19 protein-coding genes and 1 pseudogene are annotated in these 15,874 nt (G+C 65.6%); 8 read left to right on the plus strand and 12 right to left on the minus strand.

Annotation, left to right across the window (positions count from 1 at the left end; all coding sequences use genetic code 11):
* Positions 1 to 304: 304 nt before the first annotated feature.
* Positions 305 to 493: pseudogene (locus MKK88_RS02455) on the plus strand (chemotaxis protein CheB); the annotation flags it as partial.
* 412 nt (positions 494 to 905) lie between these two features.
* On the opposite strand, the gene MKK88_RS02460 reads toward MKK88_RS02455, so the two are convergent.
* From MKK88_RS02460 to MKK88_RS02470, 4 genes are all read right to left on the minus strand, one after another.
* Positions 906 to 1,577, minus strand: coding sequence for a hypothetical protein (locus MKK88_RS02460; protein WP_243997003.1), 672 nt, complete (start codon positions 1,575 to 1,577; stop codon positions 906 to 908).
* 267 nt (positions 1,578 to 1,844) lie between these two features.
* Positions 1,845 to 2,132: a hypothetical protein gene (locus MKK88_RS02465; RefSeq protein ID WP_243997004.1), complete on the minus strand. Its 288-nt coding sequence runs from the start codon at positions 2,130 to 2,132 to the stop codon at positions 1,845 to 1,847.
* Positions 2,133 to 2,205: 73 nt separating this feature from the next.
* A complete protein-coding gene (locus MKK88_RS34200; protein WP_409566607.1) occupies positions 2,206 to 2,445 on the minus strand; it encodes a DUF6980 family protein in 240 nt (79 codons plus the stop codon).
* Positions 2,446 to 2,511: 66 nt separating this feature from the next.
* Positions 2,512 to 3,459 (minus strand): tyrosine-type recombinase/integrase, encoded by a 948-nt coding sequence (locus tag MKK88_RS02470; protein ID WP_243997005.1) that lies wholly within the window; start codon positions 3,457 to 3,459, stop codon positions 2,512 to 2,514.
* Between the two features lie 197 nt (positions 3,460 to 3,656).
* Here MKK88_RS02470 and MKK88_RS02475 point away from each other — a divergent pair, with 197 nt between their 5' ends.
* Together MKK88_RS02475 and MKK88_RS02480 are read left to right on the plus strand one after the other, a co-directional pair.
* Entirely contained in the window at positions 3,657 to 4,304 is a 648-nt protein-coding gene (locus MKK88_RS02475; protein ID WP_243997006.1) for a ParA family protein, read from the plus strand.
* A 10-nt stretch (positions 4,305 to 4,314) separates the two neighbouring features.
* A complete protein-coding gene (locus MKK88_RS02480; RefSeq protein WP_243997007.1) occupies positions 4,315 to 4,659 on the plus strand; it encodes a hypothetical protein in 345 nt (114 codons plus the stop codon).
* Positions 4,660 to 4,817: 158 nt separating this feature from the next.
* Here MKK88_RS02480 and MKK88_RS02485 read toward each other — a convergent pair whose 3' ends face one another.
* Positions 4,818 to 5,228, minus strand: coding sequence for a hypothetical protein (locus MKK88_RS02485; RefSeq protein ID WP_243997008.1), 411 nt, complete (start codon positions 5,226 to 5,228; stop codon positions 4,818 to 4,820).
* A 207-nt stretch (positions 5,229 to 5,435) separates the two neighbouring features.
* Between MKK88_RS02485 and MKK88_RS02490 the strand changes: the two genes are divergently transcribed.
* From MKK88_RS02490 to MKK88_RS02500, 3 genes are all read left to right on the plus strand, one after another.
* The gene (locus MKK88_RS02490; protein WP_243997009.1) at positions 5,436 to 5,876 is read left to right on the plus strand and encodes a hypothetical protein; all 441 of its coding nucleotides are present in this window, start codon (positions 5,436 to 5,438) and stop codon (positions 5,874 to 5,876) included.
* A 128-nt stretch (positions 5,877 to 6,004) separates the two neighbouring features.
* A complete protein-coding gene (locus MKK88_RS02495) occupies positions 6,005 to 6,226 on the plus strand; it encodes a hypothetical protein (protein ID WP_243997010.1) in 222 nt (73 codons plus the stop codon).
* A complete protein-coding gene (locus MKK88_RS02500) occupies positions 6,219 to 8,276 on the plus strand; it encodes a hypothetical protein (RefSeq protein ID WP_243997011.1) in 2,058 nt (685 codons plus the stop codon). The genes MKK88_RS02495 and MKK88_RS02500 overlap by 8 nt, the downstream gene beginning before the upstream one ends.
* Positions 8,277 to 8,317: 41 nt before the next feature.
* Here MKK88_RS02500 and MKK88_RS02505 read toward each other — a convergent pair whose 3' ends face one another.
* A complete protein-coding gene (locus MKK88_RS02505; RefSeq protein ID WP_243997012.1) occupies positions 8,318 to 8,869 on the minus strand; it encodes a hypothetical protein in 552 nt (183 codons plus the stop codon).
* A gap of 179 nt (positions 8,870 to 9,048) precedes the next feature.
* Complete coding sequence (locus tag MKK88_RS02510) at positions 9,049 to 9,705, minus strand: carboxymuconolactone decarboxylase family protein (RefSeq protein WP_313902289.1); 657 nt, start codon at positions 9,703 to 9,705, stop codon at positions 9,049 to 9,051.
* A gap of 300 nt (positions 9,706 to 10,005) precedes the next feature.
* Between MKK88_RS02510 and MKK88_RS02515 the strand changes: the two genes are divergently transcribed.
* Positions 10,006 to 11,682, plus strand: a complete 1,677-nt coding sequence (locus MKK88_RS02515) for a methyl-accepting chemotaxis protein (protein ID WP_243997013.1) — start codon at positions 10,006 to 10,008, stop codon at positions 11,680 to 11,682.
* 7 nt (positions 11,683 to 11,689) lie between these two features.
* A complete protein-coding gene (locus MKK88_RS02520) occupies positions 11,690 to 11,974 on the plus strand; it encodes a hypothetical protein (RefSeq protein ID WP_243997014.1) in 285 nt (94 codons plus the stop codon).
* A 37-nt stretch (positions 11,975 to 12,011) separates the two neighbouring features.
* Here MKK88_RS02520 and MKK88_RS02525 read toward each other — a convergent pair whose 3' ends face one another.
* From MKK88_RS02525 to MKK88_RS02545, 5 genes are all read right to left on the minus strand, one after another.
* A complete protein-coding gene (locus tag MKK88_RS02525; protein ID WP_243997015.1) occupies positions 12,012 to 12,353 on the minus strand; it encodes a hypothetical protein in 342 nt (113 codons plus the stop codon).
* Entirely contained in the window at positions 12,350 to 12,592 is a 243-nt protein-coding gene (locus tag MKK88_RS02530) for a hypothetical protein (protein WP_243997016.1), read from the minus strand. Before MKK88_RS02530 ends, MKK88_RS02525 begins: the two co-directional genes overlap by 4 nt.
* A 77-nt stretch (positions 12,593 to 12,669) precedes the next feature.
* Positions 12,670 to 14,154: a PAS domain S-box protein gene (locus MKK88_RS02535; protein WP_243997017.1), complete on the minus strand. Its 1,485-nt coding sequence runs from the start codon at positions 14,152 to 14,154 to the stop codon at positions 12,670 to 12,672.
* Between the two features lie 537 nt (positions 14,155 to 14,691).
* Positions 14,692 to 14,868, minus strand: a complete 177-nt coding sequence (locus MKK88_RS02540) for a PAS domain-containing protein (RefSeq protein ID WP_243997018.1) — start codon at positions 14,866 to 14,868, stop codon at positions 14,692 to 14,694.
* A gap of 84 nt (positions 14,869 to 14,952) precedes the next feature.
* Positions 14,953 to 15,753: a helix-turn-helix domain-containing protein gene (locus MKK88_RS02545; RefSeq protein ID WP_243997019.1), complete on the minus strand. Its 801-nt coding sequence runs from the start codon at positions 15,751 to 15,753 to the stop codon at positions 14,953 to 14,955.
* Positions 15,754 to 15,874 lie beyond the last annotated feature (121 nt).

Consider the following 15,874-nt stretch of genomic DNA (forward strand, 5'->3'; position numbering starts at 1 on the left):
TTACAAAACCTGACATCCGACAAGCTGCTCAAGCCGAGGTCGCAAGGATCAACGGCCGCCATCGGTGGCTGAGTGCTGCTGTTGGCACTGTCCGCTGTGGGTGGCTTCCCGCCGGTCCGCATTCGGGTGGGAGTTGGCAGGAGCCGCACCTGCCATCGGGATCGCTCACGACCAGAAGCAGCCGTACCGCGGGCGGCAAGCTGCACGGGACCCTCAATCGTTGCAAGCACAGTGTGCAACTACCCGCTCGACCGGTCGGTCGGCGGTGAGGGTTGCCTCCGGGTGATCCAGCCTCAGCGGCGGCAATAGCGACGGGGCTGAGGGCATGCGTGCGATCACGGCACGCGGTGGCCTCGGCCTCGTGCAAGATCTGGCCGAGGCCGAATGCCCCGAGATGCCCCAGGCCGCGCTGAGGCTGGATCACCCGGAGGCAACCCTCACCGCCGACCGACTGGTCGAGCGGGTCGTTGCACACTGTGCTTGCAACGATTGAGGGTCCCGTGCAGCTTGCCGCCCCCGGTACGGCTGCTTCTGGTCGTGAGCGAGCGCGATGGCAGTGTCTGCTTCTGCCAACTCCCACCCGAATGCGGACCGGCGGGAAGCCACCCACAGCGGACAGTGCCAACAGCAGCACTCAGCCACCGATGGCGGCCGTTGATCCTTGCGACCTCGGCTTGAGCAGCTTGTCGGATGTCAGGTTTTGTAAGGTTCGAGCAGCCGTCCAATTCGGACAGCGGCACCGCCCGAGGCTGCCCGGAGCACCGCCTGGTACGCTGATAAGGGTGCTGTTCTCAGCGGGTGTCCAAGTTGGACAGGGGCGCCGATGGCACGCTGCCCCGAAGCCCCAACCATGCTGTTCGGATGCTGTTAGCAGCAGGCCGTCCCACTGTTTCCGCCCTGTATTATCAGCGGAGCATGGCGTCGGCGCCGAACCTTGCTGCGAGCTTCTGCACCTTCTCTGTTGCTGCGGGATCCTCCTCTGCCAGCAGGTCGAGGCCGGTCGACCGATGGAATTCCACTGCTAGCGCGAGACCGTAGGCATTCCGCACCTGGATCAGCTCGTAGACGAGGCGGTGGTAGGTCGGCACGCGCATCCACTTCGGCTTCCGGGGCATGGGCGGCGAGCTGTCATCCGCGCCGAGCCGGCGCAGGATCGCCACCTCGCGGTCGCGCAGCTTCTCTGATGGCTGCACCCGGCCCTGCGAGTGGTACGAGCCCCGGAGCAAGTGCCGGGGCTGGAAGGTGCCGCAGCAGCCGTAGAGCTTTGCCACCGCCCGTCCCGTCCGCGGACAGACCGCCATCCAGCGGCGACCTCCGAACCGGCACGGACGCCCAATGATCTCGAACACCTGTCGGATCGGTTCTCCGTTGAGCCGGTATTCGAGGGTCAGCGTGCCGGCATCCACGGCGTGGATCTCCGTCGAGTGGCTGATGCTCCCGGCCGAACGCCCGTCCCGGTACCACCAGGTGGCCGTGCCGACTCCCCGACCACCCACACTGGGCCGGCGGCCGCCATAGCCGGTCACCGCGCGATGTACGCTGAGGACGTTGCCGTGGTCGAGAACGGGCTTGCTCATGATAGGCCTGAGGGCGGGCGAAGGCGGGCGCTCGCGTGAAAACGTCGAAATCCTTTGGCCAACCTGCCAATCCGTCGATCTGGACACCCGCGCCTCGCGCACGCGCGCGTACTGGTCCGAAAACTCGGTGCTCGGTCAGGTCATCATGCACCGCCGTGCATCATGTCATGGCCGCGAGACCCACGAGCTATGCATTCCGGCGCACGTCAGGCCCTGTTCGGGTCCTGTTATCAGTGTGGAGCCTCGCATCTCGTGCATGGGCTGGCCTCACCCGGGGACCCTGAGCCGAACGACGCCGGCCGCCTCGTCGAAACTGGACACCCGGGGCCGATCGGTCCGGGCCTCGTCCTCCCACGCATCGAGGGCGGCGTTGGCGGCCTCGGGCCAGTCCCCAACCGGCGTGTCGGCGATCGCAGGGCCAAGCCGCAAGGTCAGATGGTCGAGCAGGACGGACCGGGCGCCGTCGCTCATCGCCGGCCGGGCGCGGGTCGCGTAGCCGTCCACGATCCGAGCGGCCCATAGGCCGGCCAAGAGGTTGAGCGGGCTGCGATCCATGCCCCGCGGTTCCTTCCATTAAGATCCATTGTCGGAAGCAATCGCATCGTGGGCCAGCGACAGCTTAGCGGACCTAGTCACCTTCCTCATCCTCAGAGAGGAAGTGGTCCGGCTCACCGATCTCCGGAAGCTTGGACCCGCACAATGGGCAGAAGGCGATCTCCACGACGCTACTCCCGCCGTCGTGCACCATGAGGCCATACCCGCCCCGCACCTCTGCGATGAACGCGTCTGGGCAGTCGGATCGCTCCGAATGCACGCTGCATCTGTGGTGAATGTCAGTGGCCATGCGCTCGCAACAGGGAGTGTTCATGGCGGCAGTATGCTTTCCGCGACACGTCGTCGAAAGTCTGCAGTTCACCCATTCTCGAACCTAAGCTCAGATCCCGAGGAAGCGCGAGCTGCTCTCGCTCGGCCTGGCGTGGGTGTATTTGCTGGTGGTCGACAGGCTCGAATGCCCGAGGGTCGCCTGGACAAGATGCACCGGCGCTCCCCGGTCGAGGGCATGGCTGGCGTGGGCGTGTCGGAGCCAGTGCGCCGAGACCTCGGCCGGCAGCCCGGCCCGCTCTGCCGCTGCCTTCACGATCCGATGGACTTGGCTCGCGTCGAGCGCGCCCCCGCGCAGCGAGACGAAGACAGGCGCATCCGGCTTGGGCAGGGCCGGCAGCTCGGCTCGCACGGCGGCGAGCACCTTCCAGGTGTTGCCGGACAGCAGGACGATCCGGGTCTTGCCACCCTTCCCGAAGACCGTGACCTGTCCGGCCTGATCCCGTTCGGACATGTCCCGCCAGCGCAGGCCGCACACTTCCGAGATCCGCAGTCCGCCGCCGTAGAGGATGGTCAGCAATGCCCGGTTCCGGAGGTTCGGCTCCAGCAGCACCATCCGTTGGGTGTCGGGCTCCGACAGGATCCGCTCGGCGAGCACGTTCTTGACCGGCGGCGCCTTTACAGCCTTCCCGATGTTGAACCGCACGTAGCCGATCTCCTGCGCGAACGAGAACAGGCTCTTCATCGCGGCCGTCGCGTTCGCCCGGGTTGCCGGCGCTTTGTCTTCGAGGCTGGCGAGGTAGGCCTGCAGGTCGGCGATCAGCATCAGCGGGATCGGCTTGCCGACGAAGGCCAGCAGCCGCGCCGCCTCCGCTCGATACTTCCGACGCGTGCCATCGCTGTTCGAGCGCTTCACCCACGTCTCGATCAGGACCGTGTCGGAGTCCGCTTGCGCGATCGCCGGTAGCGTCTCGCCCCGAGCGGCCCGCGCGAGCGGCACCTCCTCGAAGTCGACATCCTCGATCGCGGGGCCCTCGATCGGGACGAGCGCGGTGTTCATCGGGCGGCTCTCCGGTGGCGGATCCCCTCCATAGCAGAGGGGAGGCGAAAGATTAGCGATCCGATCCTTACCCCAAAAAAGGTTGATGCAAGGAAACGCTTCTTCTCTTGCATCAGCAGGAAGCTGTGCCGTAGCCTTGCTAGCAAGCGGGCGAATCGTCCGTCCAGCTTTCCCGCTGTCCGCCCGAGCTCGCCTCCATGCACACCGTCCTCATCGCCGCCCAGAAGGGAGGCGCCGGCAAGTCGACGCTCGCCGCGCACTTCGGCGCCCTGGCCGAGCGGGACGGCCGAACCCTCCTGATCGATGCTGACCCGCAGGGGTCCCTCGCCTTCTGGTACGATCGGCGCGCGGCCGAGACCCCGCTCTTAGTGAAGGCGACCGGGAACGAGATCGAGGGCACGCTCGCCGACGCGCTGTCCGAGGGCATCGCCTGGACCATCATCGACAGCCCGCCGCACAACGCGCCCCTGATTGGGTCGCTGATGTCCCGCGCCACCGTCACCGTCATCCCGGTGCGGCCGGGCCCGTTCGACCTGGCCGCCGTCGGCGCGACCCTCGACATGGCCCGCAAGCTCAAGGCGCCGATCGCCTGCGTCCTCAACGCCTGCCCGCCGATCACCCGGGAGGCCGAGACCGCGGTCACCGCCGAGGCCCGCGCGCTCCTGACCGAGATGGGCGCCCCGGTGCTGCCCGGACAGGTGAGCCAGCGCGCGAGCTTCAGCCACGCCCTCATCACCGGCCAGTCCGTCACCGAGTTCGAACCCGACGGTCGCGCGGCCCGCGAGGTCGACGCGATGTGGACCGCCGTCGTGCAGCTCGCCCGCACTTTCTCCCGCAAGTCCTGAGACCGGCCCGATGTCCAAGCCCCCTCGCCCGAAGCTCTCCAGCCTGTCCGACCGCCTCGCCCCGAAATCCACCGCGGCGGCGGCTCGCCCGGCGTCGGCCGACGAAACCAGCGAGGCCAGCCAGGAGCCGGAGGCCGCGCCGGCTTCGCCCACCCGGGCGCCGGCGACCGAGGGGCCGCGCGATTTCAAGACGATGATGTGCCGGGTGAACCGGGCCGGCTGGCAGGAGATGTCCCGCCTCGCGATCGACCGCGACCGCAACCTCGAAGACCTCATCATCGAAGCCTGCAACGACCTGCTGGTGCGCGAGGGGTTCTCGCCCGTCATCGAGAAGCGCAGCCCGACGCGCCGGTAAATCCTTGAGCCGCGTTTCCGGCTGGCCTGAAAGGCGGACGCGAGGCAAGCCGCGATTCGGGCTAGCCGGGCAGACGCGTTGCTAGCAGTCCGGTAACGTGCGAATCCGATCAGCCGCGCAACCTGAAACCCGACGAGCCGGAACGCTGGCAAACGGAGCTACGCGGGTTGCGGCTGTGATGGGGACAAGCGGGAGAACTGCGCCTCGGCCACGTCTCGCGGCGACAGCCTGTCCGCTAGACGGACGAGGGTGCCCGCTGCAGCCGGAACGAGAGTCCGCCTGTCCGGATCCCCAGCTGGTGCAATCCGCGTCCGGCGCCGGTGCTGGACGGTGACCCGAGTGCCGGCGATGCGACCTTCCGGGAAGGCGGCCGCCGTAGCTTTCACCCGCGGCGGGAGGCGAGGGGGCTCCCGGTCGCCGAGTTCAGCGATGAGGGCGCGCAGACCGGACTTCACGGCGTTGACGCTGTCGATGCTCGCCTCGGTGGTGCAGCCGGGGCCTGGCAGGCGCACACTGTAAGCGGCGCGCAGGATGTCGTGCAGGCGGAGGGTGATGTCTCGCGGGTCCATGGTCGAAGGTCTGGCCGGTCCGATGAGATGCCCATCCGAGACCAGTGGCGTCACGGTCAAGAGGCACGGAAGTTCAGCACGCGCGCTCGCGCGCGTGAGGGAAACCTGCGACCGCCAGTCCACACCTCCAGCTTGCTAGCAGGCTAGAATGGATGCGGGCCGGAGATCTGTAGTGCGTGCAGGCCCGCACGGTAGCCGGGTCAGGATATGCACGCGGAGACGGGTTCAGCGAGGCAGTGGACCACCGAGCGGGTAGGAGAAGCCGTCATTGAGGCGTTCCGGGTGCTTCCGGCGATCCCGGTCTACTCGCCACGGCCGTCCGAGTTCGTCTCGGTGCTTCCGGGTCAGGACACGTCCCCCCTCGACGTGATCGCTCTGTCGGAGCACGTGCTCGGCCGGTCCTCGCCGGAGCGCCGCGCGCTTCTGATCTGGGCGCGCTCCCTGGCGACAGGTGGCGACGTCGGCGGATCCGTTCGTCAGTACTGCATCGAACGGGATATGCACCGAGGGACGTTCGACCGGCAGCGCAAGCGCGCTTGTACCCGGATCGCGGCCGAGCTGAACCGCATAGGAGGCGAGGCGCTCGCACAGCTCGAAGCCCTACACCGATCAGCTCCCCCGCTCGCCGATCAGATCGACCGGATGTGACTGGCGCCACATCGGTGTGTCGAAGCGCCAGGACGAAGGAGCCTGTGCATCCTTGCTCGCATTCTGGACCGCAGCGCAACCGCGATGCTATGTGGCCGCGTTGCTAGCAAACAGGCGGGCCGGATAGCATGGCCGATCCCATCGTGTTCGATGACGGCGTGCGGTTCACGCACTCGCTCTGCGTCCGCATGCCTTCCGACCTCCGTGAGCAGGCCCAGGCCGCGGCCGATGCTGCAGGGATCTCCGTCACCGAGTTCTGCCGGCGCGCCATCGCGGAACGGATCGCCCGCACCACCGCACCGGGCGGGATCCCGGCCCCCGAGACCCACGAGAGGACCGAGCATGTCTGAGCAGGCCCAGGCCAGCGCCACCACCACCGGGAAGGCACCTCCGCCGAAGCGCGTCCGTCCGAGCCGGGCCCGCGGAGCCTCCCGCCCCGACCAGCAGCCGGCCCATGCGAACGGCACAGCGAAACCGGAGGACGAGACCGTCCAGCATGGTTCAGAGGCTCGGGTCCTCGGCCACTTCGACGACCACGTGCACGATGCGATGGACGCTGGATTGTTCGGCCAGCAGGCGCCCGCCCAGATCCCGGGTCAGGCCGGCCAGGGCGCGGCAGCAGCGACGGGGGGCATGCCCGGCCCCGCGGCAGGCGTAGCGGCTCCCGCGGGTGCCGGCGCTGCGGGCGGCCGGCCCGAGACCATGATCCAGTACATGGCCAGGCGCGGCGGGGTCGCGCTGGACGACGACGCCCGCGCCGCGGACCTCCATCGGATCATGACCCCGCACGGTCCCTTGGGAAGGAAGGGCGGCCGGCCGATCGAGGACTTCCGCGACGAGCTCGCGGCGGAGGGATTCCTTCGGTCGGACACGCCGGACGGCATGATCTCGCGCCGCATCGGCGACGAGGTGCACGACCTCATCGGCATCGAGCGCGGCGGGAATCCGGTCTACCGGCTCGCGGACATCAGCCGCGGAGCGGCAGAACAGCGGGACGTCGGCGGCCGTCTCGCCGACCAGTCCGCGGCCTACGCGGATCGGCTCGGCCACTTCCGTCAGCAGGTTGTCGACGACCTCACGGACGTCGGGATCCGGCCGCGCGACATGGATCCGGCGCACGTCGACGACGCGGCGGCGCGCCTGATGCGGGGCGAGCATGACACGGGCGCCGACGCCTACGAGGCGGCCGTGATGGGTCACGACTATTCCGGCGAGATCCCACCCGCGCAGCGCACCGCGCGGGTCCCCGAGGCGGCCCCTGCGCCCCTGCCGGAGGGCGAGGCGACGGCAGCCGGCGCCTTCCCGATGGGCGACACCGCGCCGTCGGATGCGATGCGCCGCGCCCGTGGGCTGTTCCGGGACTACAAGCAGGCCTTCGCGCAGCGTGCTCCTGGCGACGCGGCCGGGCGCAACCTGCAGCGCATCGTTGAGCAGGACGCCTCGCCGAACGAGGTGGCCAGCATGCTGTTCGGCGGCGCGACGGGGCGCGTCACTGGTAGGCAGCTGGAGACGCTCGACCGCATCAAGGCGGCCGTCGGCACGGACAGCGACACGTGGCGAGCGGTGCAGCAGGCCACGATGGGGAAGTACCTCGAAGGCCGCGACGTGCACCGGTCGCTCGACTATCTGCTCAACGGCGAGGGCCGGGATCTCGCAAACCGCGTCCTGACGCCGGAGCAGCGCACCGGCCTCGCCAGCTTCCGCACCGGGATCCGGCAGGCGGAGGATGCGCGCGCATCGGTGCCGGGATGGGTCTCGGACGTGGCGCGCAGCGGGTACGATCCGAACCGCGTGATCGGCGACCTGTTCGGCTCCGGGATCCCCGGCGCGCGACCGGGGCAAGCCGCCTACGGGCGCGGCCTGCGGCAGTATCTCGGCGCCGACAGTCCGGAGTGGTCGGGCCTGCGGCAGGCGGCATGGTTGAAGCTCACCCAGGCGGGCGAGACCGCTCCGGCCCTATCGCCGAAACGCGAGGCCGACCGGATCCGCGCCTTCCTCGACGGCGACGGCAAGGGGCTGGCCGAGACCATGTTCTCTCAGGGCGAGCGCAGCCTGATGCGCCGCTATGCCGAGACGCTGGCGCAGACGGAGCAGCGCGGCCAGCGCCTGCCGGACGGCGGCCGGACTGCGAAGCTCGGGGGACAGGTGCTCAACGTCATCGCGGGTCTCGCAGGCGCCAAGCTGGCAGGGTTGCCCGGTGCTCTCGTCGGCTACGGGTCGCGCGCCGCCCAGGAAGCGGTTCGCGGCAGCATCGCGGGTGCCAAGGCCGAGCGTGCGTTCACGGGTGGAGTGCCGCGGGCGGCGGTTCCTGTCCCCTCCTACGCGATCGACGCGGGGCGGGCGGCAGGACGTGCCGGTGGTCTTCTTGGGGCGGTGGTGGTGCCGTCCGGGCGGCGGTGAGGGGCAGGCGGATCAAACTGCAAATTTGCAGTTTGGTGGCCTTACGCCGGCGGCTGGCCGGTCGTGATCCAGCGCCGGAGGAGCGGCCAGTACGTCATGACCTCGATGAGGACGAACATCGCCCCGCCGTAGACCGAACTCTTACGGACCAAGAGGGCGAGGCCCCAGAGGGCGCCCCCCTGCGCCGCAAGTAGGAGCGCGGCCTCCAGGAGCAGGATCCGGGTTCGGCGCAGTCGCAGATCGTGCCGGAGCGCGCGCCAGTCGACCACGAACTCGGAACCGTCACGCAGGGTGCCGAAGATGCCGACCAGGATCATGCCCAGGGCTCGGACGGCACCGTAGGCGAGGGCGCTCAGCGCGAGCACAGTGCCCCCTATCCAAGCATACCCGGACACGTCGGCCGGCGGCTTCTTGGCATAGACGACGATGACGATGCTCATCCCGACAAGCGCCACAGCCGCTACCGCGATCGCCAGCCCCCGAAAGGCCCGGTCTAGGCGCTCAGGATAGGGGCGCTCGACGAAGCCGAACCACCCGCCGTGCGGTGCGGGCTCCCGGAGGGGATCGTATGTCTGGCCGTGCTGCGCGGGCATAGCCTCAAGATGGCCCAGGGCGAAGCGGGTGTCGAGCAGCTACCATTTTAACGGCGTGGCGTCGTGCCGTGGCGATGGACGTCACCTAAGCTCGGACGATAGATGTTACGCTGCTCGACTTTTTAGATACGCTAATGCAGACTCAGCATGCAGATAGCGCAGATAGTATTTTTTGACTTTTACTTTACAAGCACCGGGAGCTGAGGTGCCGAGCCATCTGGAAGTGCAGTTTGTGCTGCGTTCATGCACATTGCCAAAAGGGTGTAGTAACCGTTGACCCCGGCCATATCGACAGTCCCTTGCTCACCAAATTTATCCACCGCGCGTTTGTATGTCACATCGCTCACAGCTTTATTGTGTTGAAGTTCTGTTGAGAAAGCATAAACGATCGACTCTTCCTCATCCATTCGATCGGGGCGCCGCCCCTCTTGAACTGCGCTTGCAATGGCTGGATCCAGGCCGGCTTTTAGGGCAATGGGCTGGTGAATATGCCATTCAAGCTGTTGGTTCCATTCCCGTGCCGTAATCAGAATGATGAACTCAGAAAGGCGTAGGGGGAGTGTACTACGGTAGCGTAGATGCATTCCCATATTGCTGGCATTGGTCATAAGCTCTGGGCTGCGAAGCAGAGGTGTGAATGGCCCGAACACTGGAACTTTACGCACAGCAAAGAAATCATCCGACGCCTTTTTTTGTGCATCGGAGAGCTGGTCGGGGGGGATAGCAGGTAAGCGATCCTGAGCCGACACAGAAGAGTGCGAGATAACGAGAAACGAAAAAACGGTTATTATCTTGATGCGCATAGTGGTCTGCTCTCGCATGATCGGTAGGGTCACCGACCATCTACCGTACATAACAAGCCTTTTATTTAAAAATAGTACCTATATGATTATTTTTATCTGATAGTAGTTAAAATTACTATTTTGGCAAAAATTTGGATCTAAAAATTTTATTTCACGACCGATGATAACCCGCTAAAATATAATATGATATAAAGTTCTAAATGGAAATATTTATACAAATACGCTGTAAGTTCCGGGTAAATTGGCACAATATTGCTTTATAAATGAATTAAGGTATGCCGCTTAATATTGCCATGCCTTTACAAGGCTTTGTGTGCGGCGCCGGATCTCGACATGCGACCATCAATCAAGACATCACTGATTGGGCTCTTCGCCTCTCTCGCACTTATCGCGGCAGTGCAAGGCATCGTATCGCTCCGCAAGCTGAACGCGATCGGCGCTCGAATTGAACTTCTCGACTCGAATGCGCTTCCATCGGTGAACGCCGCACATACTCTCAGTACCTGGGTCATGCGTACACGCCTTTGGCAATTCCGCTATTTGATCGCCGACACTGACACCGAGCGCGCCCTCAGCTCAAAAACCATAGCCGACCTATCTCAGAACCTCGAAAAAACCAAAACGTATTATGTTGATTTGATCAGCTCTGCGGAAGAGAGAGAAACTTTCGAGGATTTTTGCACTAAATGGAAAATTCTTTCGGCAAGCTGGAATGATATTATTGATATCGATCCGAAGCAACGCGATTTAATATATACGAAATTTCGCGGTCCGATAAACGCTGAATACATTGCCGTTACGGGGGCTGCTCAAAAACTTGTAGCATTCAATGTTGCGGCAGGTGCTGCAGCCGGCGTTGCTGCACGTGAGGAACAGGCACAAGCGATGCGTCTGACACAGATTATGCTGGTTTTGGCCGCAGTGACAGCTTTGGTCGCTATCGTTTTTGCCTTGCTAGGTATTTCTCGACCTATCGAACGTATGACAGTAGCGATGCGGCGGCTGTCTCAGAATGACGCCGAGACCACAATCCCGAATGTTGGACGTGGTGACGAGATCGGTTCGATGGCCGCCGCCGTACAGGTGTTCAAAGACAACCTGATCCGCACCCGGCAGCTTGAAGCCGATACGGCACAGGCACGGCTCGCAGCCGAGGAGCAGCGTAAAGCGGGTATGCGCCAGATGGCCGATGGGTTCGAGGCCGCGGTCGGGGGCATCATCGGCATGGTGTCGTCCTCCGCCACCGAGCTGCAGGCCACCGCCCAGACCATGACGGCCACGGCGACGGAAACCGCCAGCCAGTCGACCACCGTGGCGGCCGCGGCTGAGGAGGCCGCCTCTAACGTCAACACGGTTGCGGCAGCAGCTGAGGAGCTGGGCTCGTCGGTGCAGGAGATCGGCCGCCAGGTCGCAGGATCGGCCGAGCTGGCGCAGCGAGCCGTCCACGAAGCGGACCAGACCGGTACTCTGGTGCAGGAGCTGAGCGCTGCCGTGTCGCGCATCGGCGACGTGGTCGGGCTGATCTCGACGATTGCTGGCCAGACCAACCTGCTGGCGCTCAACGCCACCATCGAGGCGGCCCGGGCTGGAGCAGCGGGCAAAGGCTTCGCTGTCGTCGCGTCCGAGGTGAAGGCGCTGGCCGAACAGACGGCGAAGGCCACGAGCGAGATCTCTGGGCAGATCGCGCAGATCCAGGCCTCGACCGGCCAGGCCGTCACATCGATCGGCGGCATCACCGGGCGGATCCGGGAGATCAGCGACGTGGCCAGCTCGATCGCCGCCGCGGTAGAGCAGCAAGGCGCAGCGACCCAGGAAATCGTGCGCAACGTCAGCCAAGCTGCGATGGGGACAGGCGAGGTGACCAGTAACATCTCGAGTGTCGCCGGGGCGGCCGAGGAGACCGGCGCAGCGGCCAATCAAGTCCTCGGCGCCGCCTCGGAGCTGTCACGCCAGTCCGAGCATCTAAGCGCTGAGGTCGAACGTTTCCTCGCTACCGTGCGCGCGGCGTGAGGCGACGATGATCACTGTGGGACCCCATTCCATCGTTCCGTTCGGCGAGGTTCAGGGTCTCACGATGGCCCTGGCCGGCGCCTTCGCCGAAGGGGTGGATCTCGGGCCCCGTGGGGCACAGATCCGCGCCCTGGGGGAGTCACTCGCAACGATGATCGAGGCGTTGCGACCCAAGCTTGCTGGCCTCGGCGAGCGTCTGCAGATCGACGAGATGGAGTTGGATCTCACGCAGCTCAGCCGTATGGCAGAGGCCGCTCGCGCCTATGGCATAAGCGAGGCCGATAGAGGTTGAGCGGCACGCTAGATGCTCATGGCGGCACCCACGTAGTTCAAGCGGGCCGGCTACCTCGTCGCGCAGCTAGGGCGCCCGCCTCAGACTGATGGATGAGCAGCTCGATCTGAGCCAGCCCGTTACGCACCTCGACGCACAGTTTCGCGTTGATAGCGTCGATCCGAGCATCCCCGCTCGACGCCCGGGTCTCTAACGTGACGTTGATCGCAAGTAGCTCGGCCCGCTGACGCCGCAGTTTCATCAGGATCGCGTCGAGCTGTGCCGCCGACAGAGTTGGCGCACGCCCCTCGGCCAACAGGTCCGCCGCGGTCGCGTCGAAGCGGGCGAGAGCGGATGTCTCGTCGCGCTTAAGCCGCAGCGGGATGATCGTTCCAGTCACGACCCACTGACCTTGTCGCCATCCTTATCAGACCGATACGGTCCATGACGCAGGCCCTCCTTCAGCGCGTGCTGCAGTGCTGCAACCCGATCCACCGCCCAGTCGAGGTTCCAATATGGCGCCATCCGGTCTTCGAGTACCCGGTCAATACGGGCGCAGCTCGCCGCGCAGGCCTCCGTTGGATCTTCGATTGCCGCGTGCACGAGATCCGCGGGCGCATCATCGAGGCTACGCCGCACGGCAGCGCTAACCTCCGATAGCTGCGCCCACTCATGCTGAAGGATGGGTGGGGTTGAATTAGAGGCCCGGGCCATCGTCAGGCGACCGCCCGCGCTGCTTCACGCACCTGTTGGGTGGCGGCATCGACCTGCTCGCTCGCCCTGGCGATGGCCTCCATGCCGCCGGCGATCGTCGTCACGCCATGGGCGGCCGTATGCATGCTGCCCGACATCTCCCGGGTCACCGCCGACTGCTCCTCGACCGCCGCCGCGATCGCCGCTGAGACCTCGTCCAGCTTGCTGATCGTGCTCTGGATCGAACCGATCGCCCCCACGGCCTCGCGCGTGGCCGCTTGGGTCGCGGTGATCTGCACCCGGATCTGGTCGGTCGCCTTGGCGGTCTGCTCGGCCAACGCCTTTACCTCGGAGGCCACGACGGCGAACCCTTTGCCCGAGGCGCCTGCGCGGGCTGCCTCGATCGTAGCGTTCAGCGCCAGCAGGTTGGTCTGCGAGGCGATCCCCTGGATCATCGTCACCACCTCGCCGATCTGCGTCGCCTGCCCGCTCAGGCCCTCGACGATACCGCCAGTGTGGCGGGCCTGCTCAACCGCCTCGCCAGCCATGCGCGCGGCGTGGCTGACCTGCTGGCTGATCTCCCCGACAGACGCCGACAGTTCCTCCGCGCCCGAGGCCACCGCCTGGATGTCGCTCGACACCTGTCCCACGATGCCGGCGGCCTCCGCTGTCTGTCGTGTGACGTCTTCAACCGCAGCGCCGATCGCGTCGAGGTCGGCGCCGATCGTTCGCTGCGCCTCGGCCCGGCGCTGGCGCTCGTGCACCTGCGCGGTGATGTCGGCGGCGAACTTCACCACCTTGAGCACCGTGCCATCTACATCCTTGATCGGGTTGTAGCTCGCCTGGATCCAGACCTCGCGCCCACCCTTGGCGATGCGTTTGAATTCGCCAGCGGCGAACTCGCCGCGACCCAGCCGATCCCAGAACCCCCGGTAGACTGCACCGGCCTGCTCGGCCGCATCAACGAACAGGCTGTGGTGTCGACCCTGGATCTCATCGAGCCGGTAGCCGACCGCGTCGAGGAAGTTCTGATTGGCGTCGAGGATGGTGCCGGTCGGATCGAAGGCGATCACCGCCTGCGAGCGATGCAGGGCCGCGATCTGGCCATCGCTGTCTAACGCACGCAGCTTCTGCGCGGTGATGTCGGCGGCGAACTTGACCACCTTCACGACGCGGCCGGCACGGTCGAGCAGGGGGTTGTAGCTCGCCTGGATCCACACGGTACGACCGCCTTTTGCAATGCGCTTGAACTCGGCGGACTGGAACGTGCCACGCCGCAAGCTATCCCAGAAGGCCCGGTACTCGGCGCTGTCGCGGTAGGCTCGCTCGACGAACATGCCGTGGTGCTGGCCCTGCACCTCGGGCAGCGTGTAGCCCATGGCGTTCAGGAAGTTGGCGTTGGCGGTGAGGATGGTGCCGTCAGGCCTGAACTCGATCACGGCCTGGGAGCGATCGAGGGCGTCGAGCTTGGCCGCTTGATCCGCGTGCGTGCGCGTTCCACCGAACATGGCCGTTCACTCCCGAAATCGTTGATGCTGTTCGACAGCGGATCGGGAGGCCGGCGAGCAGCGGATCCATCCGCTGAAGCGTCACCCTATTCTATCTCAGCTCATAGTAATGTTGAGCAATAAACGTTAATTATCTGCTTGCTATTTCAAATACAACCGGTGATAGATCAATTTACAACACAAGTTAAGTTTATTCTATAATATTTGCGCATCCGTGACCAGAAACAATACAACTTATACGCGCTTCAATACAGCAAGGCTTCGTAGGGCGCTGGTTGGTACGTCGTTGCTTGTGACAGCGGGCTCGTAGCGCCCGGCTGCGCTGCCGGCGGGACGCCTGATCCGGCGCAGCACCTCCCGCTCGAACGCGACGAAGTTCTCGATGCGGCCGTCGGCCGTGCGCAACGCTCGGCAATCGATCTTCGCGCGGTACTTGGAGCCGTCCCCACGGTAGTTGGTCAGGTAGCCGTGGAAGCGCTCGCCGGCAGCCAGAGCGCGGTGGACGGCATCGAGCGTCTCGCGACGCGTTTCCTTGCCCTACATGAAGCGCGGAGTCTGGCCGACGATATCACTCAGATCACGTCCGACGAGCTGCTCGAAGGCGGGGTTGGCATAGAGGATCGTCGATCCTGGCAGATCGATCACCGTATCAGTGACGACGATGCCGATCCCGGCCTCATGAGCCAGTGCGCGTATGAGTTCGAAGGCTGTCATCCTTCACCAACGCTATGGCACAGCCGCTGCTGCAGCCGCTTCGTCCGACGTGCATCGTTCGTCATATCATCCGGCTTCAGACCCTCACCGCATGGCTCGGCCGCCTCCACCATCCGCGCAGATTCTCGCTCGGTCTGATCGGCCGGGGTCGACCGCTGCCCCTCGGCAGCCCTTCTTCGGTTCTGTTTTCCTCGATTCTCCCAGATCTAGAACCTGAGTATGCGTGGTGGTCGCGGATTTGACCCCTCCCCCTGATGGCAGCGTGCGCCGCGCCAGCCGCAGCCAGGCGGTCCATTCCCTACTCACGATGCGGATCACGTTGGTGTCATTGCGCCAGCCCGTGATCTGCCGCTCCTCGACGGTGAGCAGGCCGAGCCGCGCGGCCTCCCGGATGGCGTTTTTCACGGTTGTGCGAGACACGCCGGTCACGGCCGCCAGATTGTCGATCGCCAATCGGCAGTCGCCGCGTCGCGCCACCTCGGCCGCCACCAGGGCCAGAACGGCGGCCTCAGCCAGTGTGAACCGAGCGGCAAGACCGGGCGGCAGGCGGCCAGAAGCGGCCCAGCGGCGGCGGCGCTCCATGGAGGCGTCCGTGCGCGGGCGCGAGCCAACGCCGAGCCTCCTGGCCGCGCCCTGTCGATCCTGAGGGGTATGCTGCTCGGTATGGGCCTCAGCCGCAGACACCAGCGGCGTCGCACGCGCGCCATGCGGCATCCGTCGCAAGGCCGGCGCGTCCGTGCGCGCCTCGATCAGCCCGGATAGCGCCTCTGCCTCGGCTTCCGTGACCCTTCCTTCCCCGAACGCGCGCCACAGCAGCGCCGTGACGGACGGCAGAGTGATTCGGTCGGCCGCCTCGATCGCGCGGCGGATCTCGTCTGCGAACACGTGTTTCGGCCCTTTCCACAGGGCCACAGGGGGACGATCGGCGGCGCAGGCTGTGCGCTCCGTTCAAGACAAGCCGGTATCGTTGCCGGAACCGGGGTTCCGACTTGACGCCCGAGGGCGC

The organism is Methylobacterium sp. E-005 (genome assembly GCF_022829725.1).
Classification (GTDB): Bacteria; Pseudomonadota; Alphaproteobacteria; order Rhizobiales; family Beijerinckiaceae; genus Methylobacterium.